The organism is Pseudomonas sp. TE3728, from assembly GCF_056279145.1.
The window spans coordinates 5,781,946-5,799,829 of record NZ_JBWBQT010000001.1 but is presented as its reverse complement, the minus strand read 5'-3'; the positions used below and the strand labels follow the sequence as shown (position 1 = coordinate 5,799,829).

Annotated in this window: 12 protein-coding genes; 3 read left to right on the top strand and 9 right to left on the bottom strand. The window is 57.7% G+C overall.

Annotation, left to right across the window (positions count from 1 at the left end):
• Position 1: 1 nt before the first annotated feature.
• Entirely contained in the window at positions 2–1,021 is a 1,020-nt protein-coding gene (gene aruF / locus ACZ89R_RS25570) for an arginine/ornithine succinyltransferase subunit alpha (protein ID WP_095634598.1), read from the bottom strand.
• A gap of 229 nt (positions 1,022–1,250) precedes the next feature.
• On the bottom strand, positions 1,251–2,471 hold the full coding sequence (locus tag ACZ89R_RS25565; protein WP_007904683.1) for an aspartate aminotransferase family protein: 1,221 nt from the start codon (positions 2,469–2,471) through the stop codon (positions 1,251–1,253).
• A gap of 306 nt (positions 2,472–2,777) precedes the next feature.
• Between ACZ89R_RS25565 and ACZ89R_RS25560 the strand changes: the two genes are divergently transcribed.
• Positions 2,778–7,811, top strand: coding sequence for a dermonecrotic toxin domain-containing protein (locus ACZ89R_RS25560; RefSeq protein WP_429547705.1), 5,034 nt, complete (start codon positions 2,778–2,780; stop codon positions 7,809–7,811).
• Positions 7,812–7,845: 34 nt separating this feature from the next.
• Here the strand turns inward: ACZ89R_RS25560 and argR are convergent, their stop codons facing one another.
• The 7 genes from argR to acs form a co-directional block, all read right to left on the bottom strand.
• Positions 7,846–8,826, bottom strand: coding sequence for a transcriptional regulator ArgR (gene argR / locus ACZ89R_RS25555; protein WP_192344429.1), 981 nt, complete (start codon positions 8,824–8,826; stop codon positions 7,846–7,848).
• 267 nt (positions 8,827–9,093) lie between these two features.
• Positions 9,094–9,858: an ABC transporter ATP-binding protein gene (locus ACZ89R_RS25550; RefSeq protein ID WP_007904680.1), complete on the bottom strand. Its 765-nt coding sequence runs from the start codon at positions 9,856–9,858 to the stop codon at positions 9,094–9,096.
• 27 nt (positions 9,859–9,885) lie between these two features.
• Positions 9,886–10,998: a M14 family metallopeptidase gene (locus ACZ89R_RS25545; protein ID WP_429547706.1), complete on the bottom strand. Its 1,113-nt coding sequence runs from the start codon at positions 10,996–10,998 to the stop codon at positions 9,886–9,888.
• Position 10,999: 1 nt separating this feature from the next.
• Positions 11,000–11,698 carry an ABC transporter permease gene (locus tag ACZ89R_RS25540; protein ID WP_258699492.1) on the bottom strand — a complete coding sequence of 233 codons (699 nt, stop codon included), beginning with the start codon at positions 11,696–11,698 and terminating at the stop codon, positions 11,000–11,002.
• Complete coding sequence (locus ACZ89R_RS25535) at positions 11,695–12,384, bottom strand: ABC transporter permease (RefSeq protein ID WP_007904805.1); 690 nt, start codon at positions 12,382–12,384, stop codon at positions 11,695–11,697. The genes ACZ89R_RS25540 and ACZ89R_RS25535 overlap by 4 nt, the downstream gene beginning before the upstream one ends.
• A gap of 90 nt (positions 12,385–12,474) precedes the next feature.
• Positions 12,475–13,248, bottom strand: coding sequence for an ABC transporter substrate-binding protein (locus ACZ89R_RS25530; RefSeq protein WP_008009943.1), 774 nt, complete (start codon positions 13,246–13,248; stop codon positions 12,475–12,477).
• 640 nt (positions 13,249–13,888) lie between these two features.
• Complete coding sequence (gene acs, locus ACZ89R_RS25525; RefSeq protein WP_123495815.1) at positions 13,889–15,844, bottom strand: acetate--CoA ligase; 1,956 nt, start codon at positions 15,842–15,844, stop codon at positions 13,889–13,891.
• 1,085 nt (positions 15,845–16,929) lie between these two features.
• On the opposite strand from acs, the gene ACZ89R_RS25520 reads away from it, so the two are divergent.
• Positions 16,930–17,193, top strand: a complete 264-nt coding sequence (locus ACZ89R_RS25520) for a DUF2790 domain-containing protein (RefSeq protein WP_123495813.1) — start codon at positions 16,930–16,932, stop codon at positions 17,191–17,193.
• A 188-nt stretch (positions 17,194–17,381) separates the two neighbouring features.
• Positions 17,382–17,654, top strand: a complete 273-nt coding sequence (locus tag ACZ89R_RS25515; RefSeq protein ID WP_123495811.1) for a hypothetical protein — start codon at positions 17,382–17,384, stop codon at positions 17,652–17,654.
• The last annotated feature ends 230 nt before the right edge of the window (positions 17,655–17,884 follow it).

The window sequence follows — 17,884 nt, the reverse complement described above, 5'->3', positions numbered from 1 at the left end:
GTTAAACCGCCACCAGGCGCACGCTGGCACCTTCACCGACGCCCAGGGCTTCGGCCGCTTCAAGATCCAGGGTGACGGGTTTGCCCGGCGCGTAATCGAGCTCAAGCAAAACGGCGCGGTAATCCTGCAATTGGGCATTGGCCACCAGATATTGACGACCCGCGCCTTTGACCGGCTCGCCGATTTTCACCGGCACGACACGGCTCTGGGCGATCGAACGGATCCCCGAGACGCGGGCATGCAGCGTCGGGCCACCGTCGAAAATGTCGATGTAGTGATCCGTCTCGAAGCCTTCGCGCATCAGAATGTCGAAGGTGATCTGTGCACGTGGGTGCACCTGGCCCATCGCCTCTTGAGCGGAATCCGGCAACAACGGCACGTAGATCGGGTAATGCGGCATCAGCTCGGCCAGGAACGTGCGGCTTTTCAGGCCACACAGACGCTCGGCTTCGGCGTAGTTGAGGTCGAAGAAGTTGCGACCGATGGCATCCCAGAACGGCGAGTCGCCATTTTCGTCGCTGTAACCGACGATCTCGGTCACCACCGAATCGGCAAAGCGCTCCGGATGGCTGGCCACGAACAACAGGCGACCACGGGAGTTGAGCTCAGCCCAAGGCGAACCCACCAACTCCGGCTTGACGTAGAAACTGGTCAGCAAGCTGTTACCGGTCAGGTCGTGGCACTGGGAGAGCACGTGGATCTTGTTGTGAATCTTCAGCTCGCGGGAGGCGTGGACGAAGGTTTCATTACGGAAACTGTAGAACGGCTCGGAATAACCGGCCGAGGCAACGATGGCCGAACAGCCCACCAGTTTGCCGGTGGCCGTGTCTTCGAGGACGAAGAAATAGCTCTCTTCGCCGTTGAAGCTGACTTCAGCGGCGAACGAAGCTTCGCTTGCGGCGATCTTGTCGCTCAGGCGTTCAACGTCATCCGGCAAGGAAGTGACACCAATCGGGCTGTCCGCAGCCAGACGCTGTACCTCGCCCAGATCAGCCATTTGCGCGGGGCGCATCACCAGCATGGTGTCACTCCTTAATCTCAGAACTTACAGAAGAAAAAAACCCCGGGCCATCCCTGAAACAACTCAGAGTCAACTGTGGGAGCTAGCCTGCTAGCGATATCGTCCTGTCAGGCAACAATGATGTTGGCTATCAGGCCCTCATCGCTAGCAGGCTAGCTCCCACACTTTTGATCCAGCCCGAAACAAATATTTGGATCGACGCCTGAACAGTCAGGCGTCGAAAGGTCTATCAGGCTTGCGTCAGCTTCGCCGCGGCACGCTCGAAACGGTCCAGACCGGCATCGATATCGGCGTCTTCAACCACCAGGCTTGGGGCGAAACGAATCACGTCCGGGCCGGCTTGCAGAATCATCAGGCCTTCACGCTCGGCGGCATTGAAGATGTCTTTGGCCTTGCCTTTCCAGGCATCGCTCAGCACGCAACCGAGCAGCAGGCCCAGACCGCGGACTTCAGTGAACAGGCCATACTTCTCGCCGATCTGCTCAAGACGGGTCTTGAACTTGTCGTGCTTGGCATTGACGCCGTTCAGCACTTCAGGCGTGTTGATCACATCGATCACCGCTTCAGCGACAGCGCACGCCAGCGGGTTGCCGCCATATGTGGTGCCGTGGGTGCCGACGACCAGGTGTTTGGCCAGGTCTTCGGTGGTCAGCATCGCTGCGATCGGGAAACCGCCGCCCAGGCTCTTGGCGCTGGTCAGGATGTCCGGGGTCACGCCGTAATGCTGGTAAGCGAACAGCTTGCCGCTGCGGCCCATGCCGGTCTGAACTTCGTCGAACACCAGCAGCGCGTTATGCGCATCGCACAGCTCACGGGCGCCTTGCAGGTAAGACAGCTCAGCCGGCAGTACGCCGCCTTCGCCCTGGATCGGCTCCAGAACCACCGCGCAGGTCTTGTCGGAAACAGCAGCTTTGAGCGCGGCCAGATCGTTGTAAGGCACGTGGGTGATGCCGGTGATCTTCGGACCGAAGCCGTCGGAGTACTTCGACTGGCCACCGACGTTCACGGTGAACAGGGTACGGCCGTGGAAGCTGTTGAGCGCGGCAACGATTTCGTACTTCTCGGTACCAAAACGGTCGTGGGCCACGCGACGGGCCAGCTTGAAGGCAGCCTCGTTGGCTTCAGCGCCAGAGTTGCAGAAGAACACGCGCTCGGCAAAAGTGGCGTCGACCAGCTTATGGGCCAGACGCAAGGCCGGCTCATTGGTGAACACGTTGGACACGTGCCACAGCTTGTTCGCTTGCTCGGTCAATGCAGCGACCAGCGCCGGGTGCGCATGGCCCAATACATTAACGGCAATCCCGCCGGCGAAGTCGATCAGCTCGCGGCCAGACTGGTCCCAAACACGGGAACCGGCACCACGCACAGGAATGAAAGCGGCTGGCGCGTAGTTGGGAACCATTACCTGGTCGAAATCGGCGCGTTCTACCGCAGCGTGCTCAACGGACATCGGAGTCTCCTGAAAAGGAACACTCGCCTGAAACTGGCGAGCGATGGGGGGATTGTAAGGACAGTTTTCAGCCCGGCCTTGCCGCCAAGCGACAACTTCTTATAGCGCAAACACAGGTTTTGCCCGGGTTTACGGCAATGCGACAAATAGCGTCGCAAAGGCGCAGTTTAAACTGCTGGCGGGGTTTGCGGCAGGCGTGCTCAGTTCTATCTGATGCGGTGTTGCCGATGGCGGTAAATATGTACCGCACGCCGTTCAGGTTGATGGGTTTTGCTAGAGGCCTTTCGAACCCAGACGACCTCTTCCATGAACATGAACACCGAACACCCAGACGCTTCGATGCTACCTTTCAGGCCGGATGCGCACTATCAGCACCTGATGAGCGTCATTCCTTCCTGGCTGATGCAGGCGAACGCACAAAAGCGCGAAGCCTTGCTGAAGGTAAAACCGCAGCTACCGGCTGAACTCAAGGCAGCCTCCAGGGCACAGCACGTCGAACTGGGCAAACTCAATGCACGGCATTGGGAGGCGCAAAACCGTGTCGATCGGGCGTTGGCGCGCCTACAAAACGCCAGCACCTTTGCCGAGCCAATACTTGCAGCCGAGATCAAGAAACGCTTCGGGCTGGAACTGGATGTCAGCCATACCTTTTTGCGTCTTTATATTCCTGCCCGCATTCCCTGGCTGCGATTGAAATCCGGGGCAACACGCATCTGGACCGTGTCGCTGCTGGATGCCGCGCTACATAATTTTGAAAGCAGCGAGACGACAGACCAGGCTTTCGAGTCCGCGTCCACCTATATCACCCCGCCTTCTTCCACCGGGCAATTCAAACAACTGCCGCATATCCTGCAAAAAATGCCCATCGCTGCATTTACCCGATTGTGCCGGGAACTGGATATTGGCGAGCGCTACAAAGAGCACCTCGAAGAAAACCTGGGCCTGCGCAATCCGGTGGCGACGGCGGTCCTGCAATCCAAAGTTCGCAACAGCCAGAAAGCGGCACTCACCGCCGCCCTGCAAATGGCGTACATGCAAAACAAGCTTGGCGGTGCTGTTCATCAACTGATCCTTGGCTTATTGGATGGCCTGCAACACTTGCGCCTGCGCGGCCAGGAATGGGGCTGCCATGAACTGACAATCATGAACGCCAACCTGACCGGTATCGTGCTGTTTGCCCCGGATCTGGAGCGTTCGCACGAAACGGTTCGGGCAGTGGCCTATATTCCCGACGACCCCGAACACCCGATCAAGGAGTATTCCTCCACCGGCGCATTCGCCCAGGAACTGATCCAGCGCTTGCGCAATCATGACTATCAACAATTCTTCAGTCGCTTTATCGACCATGAGGATCGCGGGCACTTTTTCGCTCAGTTGAACAACCGCCTCACCCCCATCACCTGGCAACCGCTTCAACCTGGCGATTCGCGCCCCACGTGGAGAGAAAATCCAGACCAGCGCGTCAACCTGCAAATGGCGGCAGTGCCGATCCAGGGCGATCTGTGGACTCATCTCTACCAGCGCAAACTGGACAAGATCCTCAACGATGCGCGGGTCATCGCAGTATCCACTGCCCTGGTCGACCAAAAAGCCCGATGGGCGTTATGGGACTCCTTCACAGAAATTGCCTCGGCGCTGGTGAACATCGCAGCCTTTGTCGCCCTGCCGTTCGTGCCGTTCCTCGGCGAACTGATGCTGGGCTACATGGCATATCAATTGCTCGACGAGACCTTCGAAGGCATCGTCGACTGGGCAGAAGGCCTGACAGATGAAGCGCTCGAACATTTCATGGAGACGGTTCAGTCTGCGGTACAGCTGGGCACCTTTGCGGTAGGAGGCACCCTCGTCGTGGGGGAGTTTCGTTCAGTCCTGCCTCGAGAAGTCGTTGAGTTCATTGACCGTTTCAAACCGGTCAAGACACCGAATGGCGAAACCCGCTACTGGAAGCCCGATCTGGCGCCATTCGAACAACGCGCAGAACTGCCCAAGGGTTCGCCAACCGACGAACGCGGGCTGCACAACCATCAGGGCAAATCCCTGTTGAGGCTGGAAGACAAACTCTATGCCGTGATCGAGGACCCGCAAACCGGCCAGCACCGCATCGACCACCCGGCTCGCCCCGACGCCTATAAACCAGTGCTCAAACACAATGGTGAAGGTGCCTGGCAGACTGAGCTGGAGCAACCGCTGGAATGGGATCAGGCCACGCTGTTGCGCCGTATCGGTCCCGACATGGAACGTTTTTCCGCCATCGAGCGTGAGCGCATGCTCACGATCAGCGGCGACGATGAAAACACGCTGCGCAAGATGCACACGGATGTCGAACGGCTGCCACCCATGCTTGCCGACACCCTCAAACGGTTCAGGATCGAACAGGACATTCAAACCTTTATCGAACAGATGAACAGCGACCGGCCTGAAGACTTCCTCAAGGCCGATCCCGTGACACAACTGGAGTTACTCTACGAAAACGGCTACTGGCCCGAGCGCAAAGGCCTGCGCCTGATTGATGAAAAGGCTCAAACCATCTGGCAAAGCCCCGGCTCCGCGGTGCCGGACCTGCAAATCGATGTCACACAACTGAACGACGGCGACTTGCTCAAAACGTTTCTTCTGACACTGGATGAAGCCGAAATAAAAACGCTGATGGGCGAGGAGTTCGGTGCCTCCGTCACCCGTCTCGACACCCGCACTCGCACACTGCGTCGCACGCTGGCTGAGATTGTCGAACGCAAAAGAGCCGCCTTGTTCGACTATCGCTACCGCACACTCGAACGCGGCGCTCGCGCACCAGCACACACCATCATCAACGCCGAACCCGGCCTGCCGACGAGCCTCGCAGAAGCGGTGCTCGACACGGCGAGCGATCAGGAACTGCAACAGCTCAAACAGGGAATATTGCCCGAACGACTGGCGGACCTGAGCCGTGAGGCCGCGTTGCAAACACGGGTGACACGCGCCTACGAAGGCCTTGAACTTAAGTCGACCGCCGATAACCTCGACACACAGCGACTGGCCCTGCACTCGCTCGAACGTTTACCGGGCTGGTCGGGGCAACTGCGCATCGAACTGCGGCAGTACAGCTATGAGGGACAACTGATCGATAGCGTCGGCAAAACGGATGCGCCGCTGCACAAGGTCCTGGTCATGACTGAAGAGGGTTCGTTTCAAGCCTATGACGAGACAGGCCAGGCACTCAATTCCGCCAGCGATCTGTATGCCAGCCTGCTGCAGGCATTCCCCGACATCGAGCGTAGCGCGTTGAAGATCCATATCGGCGAAGATGAAAAACTCAAACAATCGATCCGCGAACATGCCTTGAGTCGCGACGAGTTGCGCGCACTGCTATCGCATCACCCCATCTTCAAACCCACTTACGACCCATCAGTGATGCGTCTGCTGGGCGGCTCCGACGGCTATCGGCGTATGCCGAACCAGCCACTGACGTTACAAGCCAGAGCCCATAGTCTGTTCCCCCATCTTTCGGCCGAAGAACTGCAAGCGTACGTCGAACGGCTACAGCTGCATCCGAGCGGACCGCGAGCAGAATTGACACGACTGATCGGCGAACACGAAAGGCTCGTCGATGAACTGCAACTCTGGACCGGCGATATCCCGCTGTATATCCCGGATACCGATGTCAGAATCGTCGCCAACCAGTTCTCCACACAACAACGCAATCGCAGGCAGTTCATGAACCAACTGCTCGACTGCTGGCGTCGGCAGGCTTCCCATCCCTTGACCGACACCTGGCACGTCGATTTTATTTTTTCCCGGCCGATTTTGGGCGAGCTCCCGGTGCTGAGCACCGATTTCACTCACGTGAGCAACCTCTCATTGACCGGCCATCGAGCCACTGGGGGCGTGAATGGATTCTTGAAGCGCTTCTCCGGGCTGCATCGTTTGGCCCTGCGCAATTTCAACCTTGGCAATCTCCCGGACGCCATCACCCAATGGCCGCACCTCAACGAACTGATTATCAGCGACTGTGCGCTCACCCTCACCCCGCAGAGCCAGGCGACACTCGCTGCACTGAGCGAGCTGACAACACTGGAGCTGTATCACAATCCGCTGGGGTTACTCCCCAACGTCGAAAACATGCCCGATCTGGATTACATCGATGTGGCAGGGACTGGCATCTCCAGCATGCCCACCGGTTTGCTGACGCGCCCCCACCTTCGAACCGCCCTGCTCAATGACAATCGAATACTGGAACTGCCTGCCGCCCTCTTCGAATTGCCACCGGACATACAGAATGGCTTTGACCTGGGCGGCAACCCGATTTGCGCAGCAGACCGCGAACGCATCAAACGCTACTTCGTCAAGACCGGCCTTGACTTCGGTGTCTTTGCTGAACAGGCGGATATCCAACGATTACAACGACTCTATCCACGACTGGATCAAGAGCGAGCCAGCGATTTCATTTATCGCCTGCCTGGCACACTGCAAGAGGGCCAAACAGAGCTGACACGCCTGGAAGGCGAGTTCGAAACGCTGAGGACCACCCTGGAAATCTGGACCCAGGACATTCCCACCCACCACCCGGTTTCTGGCCAAGCCCTGACGGACGTGGAGCGGGTACTCGAAGAGTTGAACCGAATTGAAACCAAACGGATTCTGGAGCGTTGCTGGCGCCATGAAACCAATGTGGATGGCTTCAACGCGACACTGACGCCCACCTATGATTTGACGCTGACCATCAACATCACTGGCAACCTGCCGGTGCTGAGCGCCGACTTCAGTCACGTCACACTGCTCTATTTGCACAGTAATGCCGGCATGACCTCAGGGGCCGGGCGTTTTCTGGAATGCTTCCCCCGCCTCAAAAGCCTGACCATCCGCGAATACACACTGAACGAAATCCCCGACGCCGTTTTCAGGATGGGCGATCTGACAGCATTGGCCCTGACCCGGTGTCAACTCACCCTGACCACGCAAACCCTGCTCGAACTGGCGCAAATGGAGCGCCTTGACTATCTGGAGCTGAGCAACAACCCATTGGGGCTGACACCCGACGTCAGTCAGATGCCCGAGCTTGCCGTACTGCTGTTAAACAACACCGGCATCACTGAGTTTCCCCCAGGGCTGCTGCAACTCGAGTTTCTGGACGTGGTTGATCTGAGCGCAAACGCGATCATTGAGATACCCAGCGACATTCTGGAGCTGCCGATGGAAATTGGCGAAAGCCTCAACCTGAGAGGGAATCCGTTGTCCGAAGACAGCCTTCGACGACTCTTTGATTATTTCAGGTTGAACAACGTTGACTTCGGGCTTGATGAAATCATCGATAACGCGCAAATGGAGGTGTCGTCCTCTGGAAACTCAGAGGTTGACGAATAATCAACGCCTGATTCGAGTGCAGCCTGGCGCAGATTCAACCGCGCTCGGACGGCACCGATGACAACTCGAACGGGCTGCTGCTGCGCCGCTGGTTGCGATCTTCCCGCGGCGTGGCGCCGAAGAAGTTGCGGTAGGCGCTGGAGAAGTGCGGCCCCGAAGAAAAGCCACACGACAGGCCGATCTGGATGATCGACTTGCTGGTTTGCATCAACATTTGCCGGGCCTTGTTCAGGCGCAATTCCAGGTAGTACTGGCTCGGCACACGGTTGAGGTACTGCTTGAAGATCCGCTCCAGCTGCCGACGTGATACGCACACATGCTGGGCGATTTCGTCGGTAGTCAGCGGCTCCTCAATGTTGGCTTCCATCAGCAACACCGCCTGGGTGAGCTTCGGATGACTGGAACCGAGGCGGTTCTGCAGCGGAATGCGTTGGCGCTCGCCGCCCTCACGGATGCGTTCGACCACCAGTTCTTCCGACACCGCACCGGCCAGTTCGGCGCCGTGATCGCGGGCCAGCACCGCCAGCAGCAAATCGAGCACCGACATCCCGCCGCACGCGGTCAAGCGATCGCGATCCCAGTCGAACAGGTGACTGGTGGCAATCACCTTCGGGAATCGCTCGGCGAAATCGTCCTGCCAACGCCAATGCACGGCCGCGCGGTAACCGTCGAGCAAACCCAACTGCGCCAACGGGTAAACACCGGCCGACAACCCGCCGATTACACACCCGGCGCGCACCAGTTGTTTCAACCCACTGCTGAGCGCCGGCGCAAGCGAGGTCGGCGGCTCGTCGGCGAGCAGGAACAGTTTCTGGAAGTTTTCGAGCTTGCCGGCCCAGGGTTCGCCCGGCAATTGCCAGGCGCCTTCGGTCGATGGTTCGGCCTGCAAAAACGACAGTTCGTAAACAACGTCCGGATGCACACGCTGGGCAACACGCAAGGCCTCCTCAGCCAGCGCAAGCGTCAGAGCTTTAGTGCTGGGCCAAATCAGGAAACCAATTCGATGGGCAGTCATGGCGGGCAATCCGAAGCAAAGAACAGAATGAAGGCATGGGCCAAGGCTAGCCCGTAAATGAACACAAATCTTGAAACCGGCAAAGATCAAATGTGGGAGCTGGCTTGTAGCCCCCTGTAGGAGCTGTCGAGTGAAACGAGGCTGCGATCTTTTGATTTGAAAAATCAAGGTCAAAAGATCGCAGCCTTCGGCAGCTCCTACAAGAGATCCGGGCCAGCCTTTAGGCTGCGAAGCATGCACTATCGCGGTGCGCAACGGCAGTCCTGATTATTTCAAGCTGCCGGACAAAAATTGCTGCAAACGCTCAGACTGCGGATTGACCAACACTTCGCGCGGGTTGCCGCTTTCTTCGACGACGCCTTTGTGCAGGAACACCAACTGGTTCGACACTTCACGGGCAAAGCCCATTTCGTGCGTCACCACCACCATGGTCCGGCCTTCCTGCGCCAGGGCCTGCATGACTTTCAGCACATCACCGACCAACTCAGGGTCGAGGGCCGAAGTCGGTTCGTCGAACAGCATCACCTCAGGCTCCATCGCCAGCGCACGGGCAATCGCCACACGCTGCTGCTCGCCGCCGGACATGTGCCCAGGGTAAGCATCTTTGCGATGAGCAACACCGACCTTGTTCAGGTAGTGTTCGGCCTTCTCGCGGGCTTCGGTCTTGGACATGCCGAGCACGTGGACCGGCGCTTCCATGATGTTTTCCATCGCGGTCATGTGCGACCACAGGTTGAAATGCTGGAACACCATCGACAGGCGCGAACGCATGCGTTGCAGCTGTTTCGGGTCGGCGGCTTTCAGCGCGCCGTCCTTGTTGGCGACCAGTTTCAGCTCTTCGTTGTTGAGCAGAATCTTGCCGGCGTGCGGTTGCTCGAGCAGGTTGATGCAGCGCAGGAAAGTACTTTTGCCGGAGCCACTGGAGCCGATGATGCTGATCACATCGCCAGCCGCCGCTTTCAGGGACACGCCCTTGAGCACTTCGTGACTGCCATAGCGTTTATGCAGGTCTTGGACTTCAAGTTTGTACATGCGGTCGGTTCTCACAAAAACAGTCAGTCAGTCGTTGAGCAAGCGCCCGTGACGCAGCGCTTCGCGCCCCGCCACCTTGGCCAGCCAGAAACCGGGTTGGGCATAACGCAGCCGTTCAATGGCAAACAGCACCCCGGACGTACCAGCACACACCGTGCTGACCCGATCCGATAACGGATCGATCACTTCAAAAATCTCGTCACCCGCTTCAACCCACTCACCGGGTTTACGCAGAAAACTCACCACGCCCGGATGCGGCGCGAACAGCAATTCAGTGCCTTCGAACGGCATGCCTTCGCAAGCGTCTTGCGCAGGTTTTGGCCATTCGCCGCTGATCAACCCTTGTTCAGCGAGGAACGCCAGAATGCCTTCGGCGTAAGCCTCCGCCTCTGGGCGACCGGTATCGGATTGGCCGCCCAACTCGATGGTCGTTGCCAGGCAGGCCAGCGGAATCTGGGCATCCGGAAACAGACGCGACAGACGCAGCCAAGGCAGCGAACACGCTTCATCAAAGGAGCTGCCACCGGAATCTTCCGCCAGCAGACCGACCTTGACGTTCAAGTGTGCAGCCAGCGAACGCCAATGCGGCCAGTGTTGCGGCAAGGCGTACATGTGCAGCGCCGCTTCGCAATCGCAATGCAAATCCAGCACCACGTCGGCGTTGCAGGCATGGCTGAGCAAGATGCGCTGCATGCCTTGCAACTGACTCGCGGCAGGTGGCAAGGCAGCCAGCACATCGCTCATGGTTTCACGGATCAAACGGACATTGGCGTGAGGATCGTCACCCAGATGCCCTTGCAGTTCAGCGGCCAAGGGTTCGCTCAGCTCGACGAAATCGCGGTTGAAATTCTTGCCACTGCCGGCCTCGAAACGCCCCTGATGGTTACCCTGAAGCAGTTGACCCAGGCCCAGTGGATTGGCCACCGGCACCAGTTCGATCACTCCGTTGAGCAAGCCTTGGGTTTCGAGTTCGGTCAGGCGCTTTTTCAGCTCCCAGGCCGTGCGCATCCCCGGCAGTTCATCGGCGTGCAGACTGGCCTGGATGTAGGCCTTGCGCTCGCCAGCGCCGAAGCAGAACACCGAAATCCGGCGTTCGCTGCCCAAGTGGCTCCACGGCAATGCATGATCGATGCGTTCCATATCAGTGCTTCCGCGGGGCCAGATAGCCCAGCCAGCGGTGCTCGGCCATTTTGAACAGGCGCACCAGAATGAACGTCAGGCACAGGTAGAACACGCCGGCGGTGATGTAGGCTTCGAACGGCAAGTAGAACTGAGCGTTGACCGTGCGCGCGGCACCGGTGATGTCGATCAGGGTCACGATGGACGCCAGACTGGTGGTCTGCAGCATCATGATCACTTCGTTGCTGTACTGCGGCAGTGCCCGGCGCAGGGCCGATGGCAGCAGAATCCGCTTGTACATTTTGATCCGCGACATGCCCATGGCCTTGGCCGCTTCGATCTCGCCGTTCGGCGTGGCGCGCAGGCTGCCGGCGATGATTTCAGCGGTGTAGGCGCTGGTGTTGATGGCGAAGGCGAGGCACGCACAGAACGTGGCGCTGGACAGCCATGGCCAGAGGAAGCTTTCACGCACCGCTTCGAACTGCGCCAGGCCGTAGTAGATCAAAAACAGCTGCACCAGCATTGGCGTGCCGCGGATCACGTAGGTGAACAGCCAGGCACTCATGTTCACGATCGGCTGCTTGGAGACGCGCATCAGCCCCAGCGGCAGTGCCGCCAGCAGACCGAAGAACAGCGACAGCGCGAGCAGTTTGAGGGTGGTCACCAGGCCGCCGAAGTACAGCGGCAAGGCCTCCCAAATGACGTTGTAGTCGAAGATCATAGATCAGCCGCCCTTACGCCTACCGAGTAGCGCTTCTCAAGGTGACGCAATGCCAGCAACGAGACGCTGGTGATCACCAGGTACATCGCCGCCACTGCGAGGAAGAAGGTGAAAGGCTCGCGGGTAGCGTCTGCCGCCTGCTTGGCCTTGAACATCATGTCTTGCAGACCGACCACCGAAATCAGCGCGGTCGCCTTGGTCAATACCAGCCAGTTGTTGGTGAAACCCGGAATCGCCAGACGAATCATCTGCGGCACCAACACCCGGAAGAACACCTGAAAACTGCTCATGCCGTATGCCATGCCGGCTTCTGCCTGCCCCTTCGGGATTGCCATGAAGGCACCACGGAAAGTTTCCGACAGGTACGCACCGAAGATGAAACCCAGGGTGCCGATACCGGCGGCCAACGGGTTCAGGTCGATGTAGTCGTCATAACCGAGCATCGGCGCCACGCGGTTGAGCAGGTCCTGGCCGCCGTAGAAAATCAGCAAGATCAGCACCAGATCGGGAATACCGCGGATCACCGTGGAATACAGATCGCCCAGCCAGGCCAGCCAGCGTATCGGGGACAGACGCAGCGCAACGCCGATCAGACCCAGAACAATGGCCAAGACCATGGACGACAAGGCGAGCTGAAGCGTCAGCCATGCGCCATCGAGGATGACAGCCCCGTAGCCTTTCAACATGATTCAGGTCCTCGAAAGTTGGGATGAAAAAATGGCGCAAACCTCAGAGATTCTGTTGCTTGCGCCATTTCGGACTTGTTGCGGGGACGATTACTTACCGTAGATATCGAAGGCGAAGTACTTGTCCTGGATTTGCTTGTACTTGCCGTTCTCGCGAATGGCCGCGATCGCAGTGTTGATCTTGTCTTTCAGCGCGTCGCCCTTGCGAACTGCGATACCCACGCCGTCGCCGAAGTATTTGACGTCGGTGAAGGCCGGGCCAACGAAGGCGAAACCTTTGCCGGCGTCGGTTTTCAGGAAACCGTCATCCAGCAGGGTAGCGTCTGCCACGGTGCCGTCGAGGCGGCCAGCAGCCACGTCGAGGTAGATTTCGTTCTGCGAACCGTAAGGCTTGATCTCGGCACCCAGCGGGGCCAGGACTTCGCGGGCGAAACGCTCGTGGATCGAACCACGTTGCACGCCGATGTTCTTGCCCTTCAACTCAGCCAGGTTTTCGCTGACCTGAGTGCCAGCCTTCATGACCAGGCGGGCCGGGGTGTTGTAGTACTTGTTGGTGAAGTCCACGGACTTCTTGCGGTCTTCGGTGATAGACATGGACGACAGGATCGCGTCGATCTTGCGCACTTTGAGTGCCGGGATCAGGCCGTCGAACTCTTGCTCGACCCACACGCACTTGACCTTCATCTCTTCACACAGGGCGTTGCCGATGTCGTAGTCAAAACCCACGATGCTGCCGTCCGGCGCTTTGGAGGCGAACGGAGGGTACGCTGCTTCGATACCGATTTTTACGGGCTTGTCATCGGCGAAGGTCGGCAGGGACAGCACGGACAGTGCCAGGGCGCCAAGCAGCACAAGTTTCTTCATCTTGGGACTCCATCGGTAAAGGGCAAAAACGGCAGAGTGAGCAACAGCCCAATATGCGAATGAGTGGAACCGGAAAGCGTTGCTGCGTCCTACATCACGTGTGCGAAATTTCAACACAGGCAACGACGAGCGAGTGATCGGCATTCTAACGACAGGCCCGAAGCCGATATTTCTTCAATGCGACAACAAATTACAGATGCACTGAGAAAGCCGCTTGAACGCGTTGACAGCCTTGCAATTTCATGCAAGAGCAAAAGACAGTGAACCGATCTATATTGCAAATTGCGGGCCTATTATTGGCAAACCCTTCTAATCCGGCAAGCGCAGCGTGGTGTCTTATTTTTCATGGCGGGTTTAGAGGCCCTGTGACGGGGCTTTGCGTTTCCCATCGCCTCGTTATCGGGCGGGCGGTTACACTTTTAGTAACTTGAAGGGTGATGGGTAACAGTGGGAATGGACCTACAGAGGAAGCCGATAATTATTGGTTGAAGATCAAAAGATCGCAGCCTTCGGCAGTTCCTACAGCTGGAATGCGATCTCTGTAGGAGCTGCCGAAGGCTGCGATCTTTTGATCTTCAACAACAAAAAGCCCCACCAGGCTCAACACCTGGAGGGGCTTCGATGACTCAGGAATCGGCGCTTACGCGACGTTCATGGTCTTGTGCGTATCAATCAGATGCTGCACCACACCCGGATCAGCCAGGGTCGAAATATCCCCCAACCCATCGTATTCGGCCGTCGCAATCTTGCGCAGAATCCGGCGCATGATCTTGCCCGAACGGGTTTTCGGCAGCCCCGGCGCCCACTGAATCACATCCGGCGAAGCAATCGGACCGATCTCCTTACGCACCCAGTTTTTCAGCTCCAGGCGCAATTGCTCGCTCGGCTCTTCGCCAGCATTCAACGTGACGTAGACATAAATGCCTTGGCCCTTGATGTCATGCGGCACACCAACTACCGCCGCTTCGGCGACTTTCGGGTGAGCGACCATCGCGCTTTCGATCTCGGCGGTGCCCATGCGGTGGCCGGATACGTTAAGCACGTCATCCACGCGACCGGTGATCCAGTAGTAACCGTCTGCGTCACGACGCGCACCGTCACCGGTGAAATACATGCCACGGAAGGTCTTGAAGTAGGTGTCGACGAAGCGATCATGGTCGCGATACAGCGTACGCGCCTGGCCTGGCCACGAATCGAGAATCACCAGGTTGCCCTCGGCAACGCCTTCGATGATGTTGCCCAGGTTGTCCACCAGCGCCGGCACCACGCCGAAGAACGGCCGTGCCGCAGAGCCAGGTTTCAGGCCATGAGCGCCCGGCAACGGGCTCATCAGGGTCGCGCCGGTTTCGGTCTGCCACCAGGTATCGACGATCGGGCAACGGGATTGACCGACATTCTTGTAGTACCAATCCCACGCTTCCGGGTTAATCGGCTCACCGACCGAACCCAACAGACGCAGGCTGCTGCCATCGGCGCCTTCTACAGCGGCGGTGCCCGACGCCATCATCGCGCGGATCGCGGTCGGTGCGGTGTAGAGGATGTTGACCTTGTGCTTGTCGACGATCTTCGCCACCCGGGTGATGTCCGGGTAGTTCGGCACGCCTTCGAACAGCAGCGTAGTCGCGCCGTTGGCCAGCGGGCCATAGACGATATAAGTGTGGCCGGTGACCCAGCCGACGTCGGCGGTACACCAGTAGATTTCGCCCGGACGGTAATCGAACACGCGCTCGTGGGTCATCGCCGCATACAGCAGGTAACCGCCAGTGGTGTGCTGCACGCCCTTCGGCTTGCCGGTGGAACCGGAGGTATAAAGGATGAACAGCGCTTCTTCAGCGCCCATCTCTTTCGGCGCGCACACACTGCCTGCCACTTTCATCAGGTCTTCGTACCAGATGTCGCGATGCTGGTTCCATTTGATGTTGCCACCGGTGCGCTTGCACACGATGACTTTCTGGATGCTGCTGGTTTCCGGATTGGTCAGCGCGTCGTCGACGTTGGTCTTCAGCGGAATTTTCTTGCCGGCACGAATGCCTTCGTCAGCGGTGATCACCACTTTCGAGCGGCAGTCGATGATGCGACCCGCCAGGGCTTCCGGCGAGAAACCACCGAACACCACCGAGTGAATCGCGCCGATCCGGGTGCAGGCCAGCATGGCGACCACGGCTTCGGGGATCATCGGCATATAGATCGTCACCACGTCGCCGCGATGCACATCCTGGCCGCGCAAGGCGTTGGCGAACTTGCAGACTTGTTCGTGCAGCTCGCGGTAGGTGATGTTGCGGCTTTCGGCCGGGTCATCCCCTTCCCAAATGATCGCGATTTGATCGCCGCGCTCGGCCAGATGACGGTCGAGGCAATTGTAGGAAACGTTCAGCGTGCCGTCGGCGAACCATTTGATGTCGACGTGGTGATCATCGAAGGACGTTTGCTTCACCGTGGTGAAAGGCTTGATCCAGTCGAGGCGCTTGGCTTGTTCACGCCAGAAGCCGTCCGGGTTGACGACCGACTGCTGGTACATGGCCTTATAGGTGGCCTCGTCAGTCAGCGTGTTGGCTAGAACCTCGGGACGAACGGGATACAAAGAAGCCGCACTCATCTTTCTTACCTCGGTGGAATAGTTGTTTTTGTATGGCTCCAGTTGTAGCCGGGCCGGGCCTATAGAACCATTCGACGATGGTAGTAACAAGCCCCTACAAAATGTGGCTATACCGCGACGAGGCGCTCAAACCCGGTTATCTACGGTCAACGTAGGAGCTGGCGAAGCCTGCGATCTTTTGATCTGCGCTGTTTTTAAAGTCAAAAGATCGCAGCCTTCGGCAGCTCCTACCAAGACCGAGTACACCCGTGATCGCGCGGATCTACGCAATCCCGTAGGAGCTGGCGAAGCCTGCGATCTTTTGACCTGCGCTCTTTTTAAAGTCAAAAGATCGCAGCCTCCGGCAGCTCCTACCAAGACCGAGTACACCTGTGATCGCGCGGATCTACGCAATCCCGTAGGAGCTGGCGAAGCCTGCGATCTTTTGACCTGCGCTCTTTTTAAAGTCAAAAGATCGCAGCCTTCGGCAGCTCCTACCAAGACCGAGTACACCTGTGATCGCGCGGATCTACACAATCCCGTAGGAGCTGGCGAAGCCTGCGATCTTTTGACCTGCGCTCTTTTTAAAGTCAAAAGATCGCAGCCTTCGGCAGCTCCTACCAAGACCGAGTACACCTGTGATCGCGCGGATCTACACAATCCCGTAGGAGCTGGCGAAGCCTGCGATCTTTTGACCTGCGCTCTTTTTAAAGTCAAAAGATCGCAGCCTCCGGCAGCTCCTACCAAGACCGAGTACACCTGTGATCGCGCGGATCTACGCAATCCCGTAGGAGCTGGCGAAGGCTGTGATCTTTTGATCTGCGCTCTTTTTAAAGTCAAAAGATCGCAGCCTTCGGCAGCCCTACACGGGAAGATAAGGGCGAGTTTTCGGGGATTGTTACCAAATCTGCCAAAAGTGTTTATCAAAAGCACGGCTATATGCACGCCACCCCTAGGCCTAAAATCAGCCTCGCCAACAAGGCAACGTGATTAACCCAGTTGCAGCCCCCACGAAGGCAGTTAATCCAAGACTCTTTATTAAAGCTCCACACGCAATCCAAAAAATGATTGCGCGACCCCATTCGACCTCAGAAAGGTAATTTGAAATGAAAGCTTTATGGGTTCTGGTCCTCAGCAGTCTGTGCGTAACCGCCATGGCGGATGAGGTCCCGACTGATGTCGCACAGCAACAACCCGCTATTGAGGAATACACCTACTCCACCCACCTGGACATCGCCAAAGTCATATCGATGAGCGAAATCCCGAATGTCTGCGAAGTGGTTCCAGCCAAAATGGAATACGACGATTCCAAAGGTCAGCGGCACATTCTGCGCTACAGCGTCATGGGCAACGGCTGCTCTAACGGCTGATCCGCCCCCCCTCTTATTTATCAAGGCTCGACCCATCCGCCCGCTTTAAAGGCAGATGAAGCGCCGAGCATTACATCGATAAATACGATTGTTTTCAGCGTTTATTTGCGCTTTTTAATCAAAATAGTTGGCGTAGGATGAATTCCACACCCAAGGCACACAACGCCAACGAACCTGGAGATACCACCATGAAAACCAAACTGATCCTCGCTCTGACCCTTTCCGTCCTGGCCGCCAACACCTTCGCCGCCGATGGTTACGACCACACTGGTTCGGCTGCTTTCACTGAAGCGGCTGTCGCTTCTGACGGTTACGACCACACTGGTTCGGCCTCTTTCGCTTCCGATGGTTTTGATCACACCGGCGCTGCCAAAGTCGCTGCTGACGGCTTTGATCACACCGGCGCTGCCAAGGTCGCTGCCGATGGTTCTGATCACGTAGGTGCTGGTCGCCTCAGCTGAAAACCGAAAGCGACATTACAGCCCGACTTCGGTCGGGCTTAGTTGTGTCTGAAGTGGTCAAAAATCGACCAAAACCACTACATGTAGTAAAAAACGCTGTTTTTGGTTGTTTTTTGAGCAATCCATTTCAAGAACATTTTCAGCCAAAAACTACCCCCACAAAAACGGCTCATCTCCCCCGAAAGCCCCGCCCCACCTGGCTTGCAACACAACAGCAGACCATAACCACG

Coding starts and splice junctions, on each gene's coding strand:
- aruF (WP_095634598.1), bottom strand. CDS start 1,021: ATGCTGGTGATGCGCCCCGCGCAAATGGCTGATCTGGGCGAGGTACAG.
- ACZ89R_RS25565 (WP_007904683.1), bottom strand. CDS start 2,471: ATGTCCGTTGAGCACGCTGCGGTAGAACGCGCCGATTTCGACCAGGTA.
- ACZ89R_RS25560 (WP_429547705.1), top strand. CDS start 2,778: ATGAACATGAACACCGAACACCCAGACGCTTCGATGCTACCTTTCAGG.
- argR (WP_192344429.1), bottom strand. CDS start 8,826: ATGACTGCCCATCGAATTGGTTTCCTGATTTGGCCCAGCACTAAAGCT.
- ACZ89R_RS25550 (WP_007904680.1), bottom strand. CDS start 9,858: ATGTACAAACTTGAAGTCCAAGACCTGCATAAACGCTATGGCAGTCAC.
- ACZ89R_RS25545 (WP_429547706.1), bottom strand. CDS start 10,998: ATGGAACGCATCGATCATGCATTGCCGTGGAGCCACTTGGGCAGCGAA.
- ACZ89R_RS25540 (WP_258699492.1), bottom strand. CDS start 11,698: ATGATCTTCGACTACAACGTCATTTGGGAGGCCTTGCCGCTGTACTTC.
- ACZ89R_RS25535 (WP_007904805.1), bottom strand. CDS start 12,384: ATGTTGAAAGGCTACGGGGCTGTCATCCTCGATGGCGCATGGCTGACG.
- ACZ89R_RS25530 (WP_008009943.1), bottom strand. CDS start 13,248: ATGAAGAAACTTGTGCTGCTTGGCGCCCTGGCACTGTCCGTGCTGTCC.
- acs (WP_123495815.1), bottom strand. CDS start 15,844: ATGAGTGCGGCTTCTTTGTATCCCGTTCGTCCCGAGGTTCTAGCCAAC.
- ACZ89R_RS25520 (WP_123495813.1), top strand. CDS start 16,930: ATGAAAGCTTTATGGGTTCTGGTCCTCAGCAGTCTGTGCGTAACCGCC.
- ACZ89R_RS25515 (WP_123495811.1), top strand. CDS start 17,382: ATGAAAACCAAACTGATCCTCGCTCTGACCCTTTCCGTCCTGGCCGCC.